Below are 8,469 nucleotides of genomic sequence, written 5' to 3' on the forward strand. Positions count from 1 at the left end.
GGCGAGAATATCCCACCATCCCAGTGTGGCTGAAAGGTATTTACAGCAAGGGTTTTCCCTATCTAAATAGTTAGGTTTAATTACGCCTACCTACTTAGTATCAGTGTAAGAGTTGATATTTCTGATAACTGGTAACTAATGACTGTTAACCAATAACTATTAACCGATTAACTGATTACTGATAACTGATAACTCTTAAACTGATGACTGATGACTGATAACTGATGACTGATTCTGTCTTTGATGCTGAACGTTTACTTTTTACTCCGACTCCCTCTAATTTAGATGCCATTCCAGTTATTTTTGCCTTTCCCAATGAATATACAGTAGGGATTACCAGTTTAGGATATCAACTGGTTTGGGCAACTTTAGCTGCGCGTTCCGATGTGGAAGTGAGTCGTCTGTTTACAAATCTACATGAACCCTTACCCCAAAATCCTGAATTGGTAGGTTTTTCCTTTTCTTGGGAACTCGATTATGTCAATATTTTTGAGCGTTTAGAATTTTTAGGTATTCCTTTACGTTCAGTTAAAAGAACCGAAAAACACCCCTTAATTTTTGGCGGGGGCCCGGTATTAACTGCTAATCCAGAACCATTTGCCGATTTTTTTGATATTATTTTACTTGGGGATGGGGAAAATTTATTGGGAGATTTTATCGACGCTTATCTACAGGTTCGTCATGAATCTCGCCTGACCCAATTACGACATTTAGCACAGGTTCCAGGCATTTATATTCCCAGTTTATATCAAGTATCTTATCACAGTTTAGAAGGCGAAATTGAAGATATTAAACCCCTAGATGCTAGTATTCCTTCCCAAGTCCAAAAACAAACCTATCGAGGCAATATTCTATCAGCTTCAACCGTCGTAACAGAAAAAGCCGCTTGGGAAAATATTTATATGGTAGAAGTGGTTCGCAGTTGTCCTGAAATGTGCCGTTTTTGTTTAGCCAGTTATTTGACTTTACCCTTTAGAACTGCTAGTTTAGAAGCCTCATTAATTCCCGCAATTGAAAAGGGACTGCAAGTAACAAGGCGCTTAGGTTTATTAGGAGCATCGGTAACACAACATCCCGAATTTGATCAATTATTAGACTATTTAACCCAACCGAAATATGATGATGTGCGGTTAAGTATTGCTTCAGTTAGAACTAATACCGTGACTGAAAAACTAGCAAAAACCTTAGCAAAAAGAGAGACTCGCACCTTGACAATTGCCGTAGAAAGTGGTAGTGATCGCCTGCGAAAAATTATTAATAAAAAATTAGAAAACCAGGAAATTCTGCAAGCCATTATTAACGCTAAAAATGGCGGTTTACAGGGCATGAAAATCTATGGGATGGTGGGGATTCCAGGGGAAGAATTAGAGGATGTAGAAGCCACCGTAGACCTAATGAAAGCCTTAAAAAAAGCGGCTCCAGGTTTTAGATTAACCTTGGGTTGTAGTACCTTTGTGCCCAAATCCCATACTCCCTTTCAATGGTTTGGAGTGAATCCCGATGCGGAAAAACGCCTAAAATTATTAGAAAAACAGTTAAAATCCCATGGGATAGATTTTAGACCCGAAAGTTATAAATGGTCAGTGATTCAAGCCTTACTTTCGAGGGGCGATCGCCGTCTTTCCCATCTGTTAGAATTAGTTAGAAACTATGGAGAATCTTTAGGAAGTTATCGGCGAGCCTTCAAAGAATTACGGGGAAAACTACCCACTATGGAATATTATGTTAACCAAAATTGGGATTTAGATCAAGTCTTACCTTGGGAACATCTGCAAGGCCCCTTACCCGTCGCCACCCTAAAAAAACACTTAGCCGACTCCCTGTAGGGTTATTCAGCAAACCTATCTATTTCTTAGTGACAATAGTGCTTTTGTGGTTTCTTCTTGACTTAAAACCCACATTCCGCAGATGGGGGCTAAATTTTCCACTAATTCTAAAAAATTGAAAACCCTTACAGTTCTTCGTTGAACTTCCGATGCTTTACTATCAGATTTTATAGCCCGTTTACCGCTTTTTAACTAAACATAAATAATTGCTATTTTTTCATAGAAATAGAATCCTATTTTTTTAACACATTTGTATTTTATAACCAAGTTCTTTGGTTTATTCGTTAATTTCTTGACCTGATTTTTTACCCCTTCTTGGGCTGTTTCTAGTTGTTTTCTCAATTTTCTTTGGGCTAGGTTATACACTAACAAACACAATTTCCTGATTTTCTTCTTCTTTACTTTTGTATTCTCCCTCTACTGATATCGAACTGCTGTCTAGGTGTACGCTCTCCCTTTCTACTTGGAATTTTTGGGCTGCTTTTAGGGCTATTGCTGTGAATAACTTTGTTGTTCCCGCTTGATAATATTTATTTACTTCTTCTACTAATTCCATCTCATCTATTACGCTTGCCACTATTCCTAAATGGTCTAAATTCACGATTTCTATCGCTTCTAGGGGTTTTTTCATATTTTTATTTGTTCAGTTACTCTAATTATTATTCTACATTAAAAATAGCCCAAATTATTACATGGCAATCATTTGGGCTATTATTTATTACAATTTAATTGGAAATTCAATTGGCTTAAATATCTGCGGAATGTGGGTTTCATTATACCCTATTTAGATGCTTAACAGCTTAGGTCTGAAAGAAGTCTTTAATAAAATTAGAAAAAAAGAGGATCAAACCTTTACAATCAAGGGAATTGCCAGGGCTTGTTGTCCTAAAAGACCCGAATATATTAACTTATATGTTATCGCCGATGAAGCTCAATATATAGGGAATTCAGGAAAACAACTGGTCTTGGTATTCTTTGAAGATGCCTCCGAACAGATGATTTATAGCAATTGCCTGGGTCGTTAGGAATTACCATGAATAACCATCCCATTAGGATTTAAACCCAATCAACTTATAACTAAGGTCTTAAAAAATTCAACAATTCCCGATTCACGGTTTGGGGAACTTCCTGTTGCATCCAATGACCACAATCGGGAATTAATTGTAGTTTAAACGGGGCAGCAATTAATCTATCTAAACCCTCAGTTAGATGATAACTTAAAAATGAGTCTTCCTTTCCCCATAATACCAAAGTGGGGGATAAAACTTTTGCCGGGGTTTTTGTCAAATTTAACAACCAAGTAGGCGGCCAAAATAAATGACGATAATAACTCATCGCCGCTTTTAATACCCCTGGTTTTTCTAAAGCTGCTTCATAAATTTGAGTTTCTTCGGCACTAAAAGCACCCTTACGAATAGCGTGTTCTCGCAACGCATTAGTGACAAATTCTTTTAAATTTTGTTGGATTAACCATTCGGGAATCCCCGGAACTTGAAAGGCAAAAACAAACCAACTGCGACGAATTTGATCTAAATTACTAACTAATTCTTGAACAAAGCGAGAGGGGGGAGGAGCGTTTAGAATCGCCAAACGATTGAGAGATTCGGGAAACTTCTGGGCAAAATGCCAGGCAATTAATCCCCCCCAATCATGCCCAACAATATGAGCTTTAACATAGCCTAATCGTTGAATCAAGCCTTGAATATCAGCTACTAGGGTGTCTAAATCATAACCACTATCCGGCTTATCAGAATCATTATAGCCGCGTAAATCAGGCACAACGACTTTAAAATGACGAGCCAGAGCCGGAATTTGATAGCGCCAGGCGTACCAAAATTCAGGAAATCCATGCAGAAGTATGACGAGTTCACCCTCACCTTGGGTAACCGTGTGTAAACGAATGTTATTCGTTTCTACAAACAGATGTTGCCAATCAGATTCTAATGTCACCATAAACTCCAATATAATGCTCACAAGCGCTTAGGCTAACGTCTTAGAGAATTTCCTCAACGGATTGGAGCAATGTTAAACAGTTGCTCGGTGATTTCAGATTACCACCGACAGGGGTTAACTCCATCAACTTCATTAGGTCTGTAGAGAGGCAATTCCGCATCTTCTACACACGCTGGGCAAGTTTGGGACTCATAAGATGGGGAGAAGGTGTTCCTCTGTAAATTACCAAATTAGCCAACTCCTGCAATTGTTGAATGGCTTCGGCACCCTCTAATTTCATGAGTTCCCGGTCATCACGCATTTCTGTCCAGGTAATTCCATAGTCTGATACCAGGAAACGAATCAAATGACTTTCGCCCAAACTGACCATGAATGAGGCACTATTCATCTGACCGCCACAGGTATAGCAAGAGGCAAGATACCCCTGTCTTTCTAGCACCGTAGCTAGAGCTTGGAGGTTCATCACCAAGTCCTGAACGAATTTGCGGTGTTGTTCTGCAATTCTGAGAAACATAATTCTCCTCCTATCACCACACCTAGGATTATTTACAAAATGTAACATAATCTTAAAGTTATGGTGCTGAAATATTAATCTTAGTCTGATCAGCCTAAATTGAAAAGATCACCCCCCCAGTGCCAGAATATAGACTGTTTTGCAGATTAACCAAAACCCTCCGTTGAGAAGGTATCTAGGAAAACAATAACCTTAAATTTTTCTAACTTTACTGTTTCAACTAGGCTAATATCCTGACACAACAAGGATTAGCAGGAAAATCGGGTCTAAACTGATAAAAAGATCTAATATTTGTGATAAGTTTAAACCCTACTAATCGGATCTTTGATATGTCGCCCTCGGAAACCCGTTTTAGGCACAGAAACTTTCCCTCAACCTCAATCAATTTGCCACCAACCAAATCCCGGGCCGATAAATCGAATCGTAACCCAAACAACAACCAGTAAACCAATCCCAAACCAACTGGCTTTACTCGTAATTTCTATGAATTGTTGACTTTGGTTTTTAGTAACGGGAAACCAAGGGGCAATTTTTTCCTCTTGGCCATAACGTTCTCCCATGGAATCTTTTCGGCGTTTTGCTTCACCCATATTTGTATATAAAAGTTAACAGTAGGACTCATTTACTCAACTTCATTTTATTTGATCTGTTGGCGAGTTGACGATTATTCCTTGATCGATCACAAATGGTAATAGTCGCTGCCAATTCAAAGTAACAGTTTCAGAGGCTGGATCAAATTTCCACCGCAAAAGCTGACTGGCGGATTCACCCATGAAGGAAAATAGACCCAGGGCTTGCCTCGGGGCAATAGTGGCTAAGGCGATCGCCTCCCCCAGATCACAACAATTCCACTTCACCAAATTTTCTACCCCTACCAATAAAGGTAAGGTGGTTCCAGATAACGTGCCATCGGCTAAACGGGCGGTACCTTCTTTCACTTCAATTTGTCGCTCATCCCAAGGATAAACCCCATCAGGTAGTCCCAAGGGGGCTAAGGCATCACTCACCAAAAACAGGGGAATTAAACCCTTGGCTTCGGTGGGTTGGTTAATTCCCGAAATCCGTAACAGCAAATTAACCATTAGGGGGGAAACGTGCTGTCCATCGGCAATAAAGCCCGATTGAACCTTTTTGTTAACTAAAGCCGTCCCTAATAAACCCGGTTCTCGATGGTGCAGACTGGGCATGGCATTAAAGGCATGGGTTACCATCGTTGCCCCGAGGGTAAAAGCGCGTTCTGCCTGCTCTGCTGTAGCTTGGGAGTGGCCCAAACTGACAATTATCCCTAAATCTCTCAAATAGGGAATCACCTTGTCTGTGGGGTCTAATTCGGGGGCTAGGGTAATGATTTTTACGACGTTTGCATAGTCCCCCAGAACCCGTTGCACCTGATCTAAGGTCAGGGGTAATAAATGCTCTTGAGGATGGGCACCCCGTTTGCTGGGATTGAGAAATGGCCCTTCCAGATGCACCCCTAGAATTTTGGCGCTGGGGTGATCGGAGGGAACCGCTTGGATAAATTCCGCTATTGTGGCGAGCGATCGCTGAATTTTATCTATTGAAGTAGTGACAATAGTGGGCATAAACCCATCAATGCCCTGTGCCCATAAATACTGGCAAATTTCGGTCAACTTAGAAAAATATTGCGGTTCTAAATCGGGAAAAGCTAATCCTAATGCCCCATTAATTTGTAAATCTATTCCTCCCAAAGATAGCCAATCTCCTTGCAAATCTAGTTGTTGAATTGCTGCGGTTGATGTGGGTTGAGATGAACCTGCCATCGCTTCAACGCCAGAGATTTTACCCTGACGAATTAAAACTCGTTGCAAATTTTGTGTTCCAGGGAGACGGACATTGATAATATCGAAGTTAACGGCGTCTGGCTGTGGTGTTGTGATCATGAGGAATGGTTGGCTTTGAACTCTACATTATTATCGACTAACTCTACTCCTGTGGTTGGGATTATCATGGGAAGTGATTCAGATTTACCCACAATGGCGGCGGCGATCGCCGTTTGTGAGGAATTTAATATTCCCCATGAGGTTGCCATTGTTTCCGCCCACCGTACCCCAGAAAGGATGTTTGAATATGCTAAAACCGCCCATTTGCGAGGATTAAAAGTGATTATTGCCGGAGCCGGAGGAGCCGCCCATTTGCCCGGGATGGTGGCATCTTTAACCCCTCTGCCTGTAATTGGGGTTCCGGTAACAACTCGCACCTTACAAGGAGTTGATTCTCTATATTCGATTGTACAAATGCCCGGGGGAATTCCGGTGGCAACGGTGGCAATTGGTAATGCTAAAAATGCGGGTTTATTAGCGGTACAAATCTTAGCCAGTCATGATCCTGAACTATTACAAAAAGTTCAAGACTATCGGGAAAATCTCAAACAATCTGTTCTGGAAAAACAACAGCGTTTGGATCAAGTCGGGTATGGTGAATATTAGGTGAAAAGCTGGAGATCTGCGAGCAGTCATTGAGAACTATAGTGCTATCAATATTCCCCATTCCCCATTCCCTATTGCCCATTCCCCATTCCCCATTCCCTATTGCCCATTCCCCATTCCCTATTGCCCATTCCCTATTGCCTATTCCCCAGCGCTATAACAAAAAAAATAGGATAAAAAAATTATGACAACCCCTTGGCAGTTTGGCAGTAATCACCCCGATAATGGCACCCATCTGGATATCATTCGTCAGTGGTGGGCATCTTTACAAGGTCAGGAAATTCACTGGCAACAACGTTTACTTCCTAACGATGGAGATTATTTAGGCGGTTTAGATTGGCAAGCCCAACGTTTCGATGAAACCTTTACGATAAAAAACCCAGAAATTCGCGGAATTACACTCTATTATTTTAAACCAGAACTCTCCCAAGAACTGAGTATTACTCCCCATAAATTAGAACTAGATTCTCAACAACAACGACTGTATATTTTCCCCCAATCTCAACAGCAAGTGGTGATTCGAGTCGAAGGCTATAAACCTCCTTATCAAATCATAGAATTAACCGATCCCGATTTGGCTGTTGGTAAAGATGGGATAATTTTATTCCGGGATCATCAACAGTTAACCGATGTTAAAATTAAACTGAGTTCTGATCGGCTAAAGTTATTAAAATCCAAACTGAATTCTATCGAATAATCAGTCTTTAAGAGATTCAACTTGCCGATCAGTTTCTTGACATCCCTGAGACGGATGCACTACCATATCCTCAATTACCGAAAAGCGAGGGTCAAGCTCCCGGATTTAGGCGTGGGGAGTATGTCAAAGACCCATCCCATAAATACTGACAATTTAGGACGTTTCTGATGTCAAAAACCTACAGTACAGAGGAACTGATCCAAATTTTAAATCAGGAGCGCCAAGCCTGCCTGAAAGGGGAGCGTTTGAATTTAAGGGCAACTCCTGCGGTTGGTAATCCAGTGGTTGATTGCTTTTTAAAACCCGAGGGAATTCAAAAGTTTACAGCCTATCAAAATTTTAAGGCAACGATTCATCAATACCAACAAGAACATCAAGTTTCCGGGATTGTTTGGCGGGAAATTGTTGTTAAGGGAAAAACCCTACGGTTTCCGTTTGTCAATGAACAATTAATTGCCTTACCCTATGATTTAGAACAGTTAAAAGCAGAAAAAACTAAACTATTAGAATTTTGGGATGATGTAACCGCCGGGATGGATTTATATTTAAGTTTAAATAGTGGTAAGGATTATCGTAAAATTTGCGTAGAAGAAGTAGATGCTATTGTCCAACGTACGGAATGGACTTGTGTTTGGAAGTGGGAGAAATCGAGTTTTTTAGAAATGTTATTACAATTAGGTTGGGGACAGCCCTCAGAAGCGGGTGATCGAAGGGGATGGCCCCAGTCAGGAAGCGAAAATATTCATGCGGTTAAGCCTGGTCAGCATCCGATTTGTTAAATCTATAGCAATCCTATTTGAGTTGTGTTCAAAATTTTTTCTCAAAAGGGAACAGCGGATCTGGGGTAATACTTCTGGCTGTTTGATGTCAGTATTAAAATGTTATGACCTCGGCGCGGATTGCTATATAGTCTAACTAAACCTACTATTGAAGTCGATGCTTATACGAGTTGTTCAAGCTTAATTAAATATCTGAAAAAAGTGCTGGAAAATTTAGGTCAAGAATATGCAATTAATTTTGTTTAGGTACTTA

General features: G+C 40.5%; 10 protein-coding genes. 5 read left to right on the forward strand and 5 right to left on the reverse strand.

The window, feature by feature from the left end:
• The first annotated feature begins 224 nt into the window (after positions 1 to 224).
• Positions 225 to 1,826: a B12-binding domain-containing radical SAM protein gene (locus PL11201_RS04435; RefSeq protein WP_079677411.1), complete on the forward strand. Its 1,602-nt coding sequence runs from the start codon at positions 225 to 227 to the stop codon at positions 1,824 to 1,826.
• 358 nt (positions 1,827 to 2,184) lie between these two features.
• Here PL11201_RS04435 and PL11201_RS04445 read toward each other — a convergent pair whose 3' ends face one another.
• Positions 2,185 to 2,457 carry a hypothetical protein gene (locus tag PL11201_RS04445; RefSeq protein ID WP_234996608.1) on the reverse strand — a complete coding sequence of 91 codons (273 nt, stop codon included), beginning with the start codon at positions 2,455 to 2,457 and terminating at the stop codon, positions 2,185 to 2,187.
• Positions 2,458 to 2,614: 157 nt separating this feature from the next.
• Between PL11201_RS04445 and PL11201_RS04450 the strand changes: the two genes are divergently transcribed.
• Positions 2,615 to 2,851: a hypothetical protein gene (locus PL11201_RS04450; RefSeq protein WP_079677413.1), complete on the forward strand. Its 237-nt coding sequence runs from the start codon at positions 2,615 to 2,617 to the stop codon at positions 2,849 to 2,851.
• Between the two features lie 52 nt (positions 2,852 to 2,903).
• Here PL11201_RS04450 and PL11201_RS04455 read toward each other — a convergent pair whose 3' ends face one another.
• From PL11201_RS04455 to nagA, 4 genes are all read right to left on the reverse strand, one after another.
• The gene (locus PL11201_RS04455) at positions 2,904 to 3,779 is read right to left on the reverse strand and encodes an alpha/beta fold hydrolase (RefSeq protein WP_079677414.1); all 876 of its coding nucleotides are present in this window, start codon (positions 3,777 to 3,779) and stop codon (positions 2,904 to 2,906) included.
• 163 nt (positions 3,780 to 3,942) lie between these two features.
• On the reverse strand, positions 3,943 to 4,293 hold the full coding sequence (locus PL11201_RS04460) for a DUF1815 family protein (protein ID WP_079677415.1): 351 nt from the start codon (positions 4,291 to 4,293) through the stop codon (positions 3,943 to 3,945).
• A gap of 377 nt (positions 4,294 to 4,670) precedes the next feature.
• Positions 4,671 to 4,883 (reverse strand): DUF2839 domain-containing protein, encoded by a 213-nt coding sequence (locus tag PL11201_RS04465; protein WP_079677416.1) that lies wholly within the window; start codon positions 4,881 to 4,883, stop codon positions 4,671 to 4,673.
• A 42-nt stretch (positions 4,884 to 4,925) separates the two neighbouring features.
• Positions 4,926 to 6,194: an N-acetylglucosamine-6-phosphate deacetylase gene (gene nagA, locus PL11201_RS04470; protein WP_079677417.1), complete on the reverse strand. Its 1,269-nt coding sequence runs from the start codon at positions 6,192 to 6,194 to the stop codon at positions 4,926 to 4,928.
• Positions 6,195 to 6,260: 66 nt separating this feature from the next.
• Between nagA and purE the strand changes: the two genes are divergently transcribed.
• The 3 genes from purE to PL11201_RS04485 all read left to right on the forward strand — a co-directional run bounded on the left by purE (position 6,261) and on the right by PL11201_RS04485 (position 8,216).
• Positions 6,261 to 6,740, forward strand: a complete 480-nt coding sequence (gene purE / locus PL11201_RS04475; RefSeq protein ID WP_079677418.1) for a 5-(carboxyamino)imidazole ribonucleotide mutase — start codon at positions 6,261 to 6,263, stop codon at positions 6,738 to 6,740.
• A gap of 184 nt (positions 6,741 to 6,924) precedes the next feature.
• Positions 6,925 to 7,437 carry a hypothetical protein gene (locus tag PL11201_RS04480; protein WP_079677419.1) on the forward strand — a complete coding sequence of 171 codons (513 nt, stop codon included), beginning with the start codon at positions 6,925 to 6,927 and terminating at the stop codon, positions 7,435 to 7,437.
• 167 nt (positions 7,438 to 7,604) lie between these two features.
• Positions 7,605 to 8,216 (forward strand): hypothetical protein, encoded by a 612-nt coding sequence (locus PL11201_RS04485; RefSeq protein ID WP_079677420.1) that lies wholly within the window; start codon positions 7,605 to 7,607, stop codon positions 8,214 to 8,216.
• Positions 8,217 to 8,469 lie beyond the last annotated feature (253 nt).

It is taken from the genome of Planktothrix sp. PCC 11201 (genome assembly GCF_900009135.1).
GTDB lineage: Bacteria > Cyanobacteriota > Cyanobacteriia > Cyanobacteriales > Microcoleaceae > Planktothrix.

What these genes read in the sequence shown, in the direction of transcription:
- nagA (WP_079677417.1), bottom strand. Translation starts at nt 6,194, where the DNA reads ATGATCACAACACCACAGCCAGACGCCGTTAACTTCGATATTATCAAT.
- PL11201_RS04465 (WP_079677416.1), bottom strand. Translation starts at nt 4,883, where the DNA reads ATGGGTGAAGCAAAACGCCGAAAAGATTCCATGGGAGAACGTTATGGC.
- PL11201_RS04450 (WP_079677413.1), top strand. Translation starts at nt 2,615, where the DNA reads ATGCTTAACAGCTTAGGTCTGAAAGAAGTCTTTAATAAAATTAGAAAA.
- purE (WP_079677418.1), top strand. Translation starts at nt 6,261, where the DNA reads ATGGGAAGTGATTCAGATTTACCCACAATGGCGGCGGCGATCGCCGTT.
- PL11201_RS04460 (WP_079677415.1), bottom strand. Translation starts at nt 4,293, where the DNA reads ATGTTTCTCAGAATTGCAGAACAACACCGCAAATTCGTTCAGGACTTG.
- PL11201_RS04445 (WP_234996608.1), bottom strand. Translation starts at nt 2,457, where the DNA reads ATGAAAAAACCCCTAGAAGCGATAGAAATCGTGAATTTAGACCATTTA.
- PL11201_RS04455 (WP_079677414.1), bottom strand. Translation starts at nt 3,779, where the DNA reads ATGGTGACATTAGAATCTGATTGGCAACATCTGTTTGTAGAAACGAAT.
- PL11201_RS04480 (WP_079677419.1), top strand. Translation starts at nt 6,925, where the DNA reads ATGACAACCCCTTGGCAGTTTGGCAGTAATCACCCCGATAATGGCACC.
- PL11201_RS04485 (WP_079677420.1), top strand. Translation starts at nt 7,605, where the DNA reads ATGTCAAAAACCTACAGTACAGAGGAACTGATCCAAATTTTAAATCAG.
- PL11201_RS04435 (WP_079677411.1), top strand. Translation starts at nt 225, where the DNA reads ATGACTGATTCTGTCTTTGATGCTGAACGTTTACTTTTTACTCCGACT.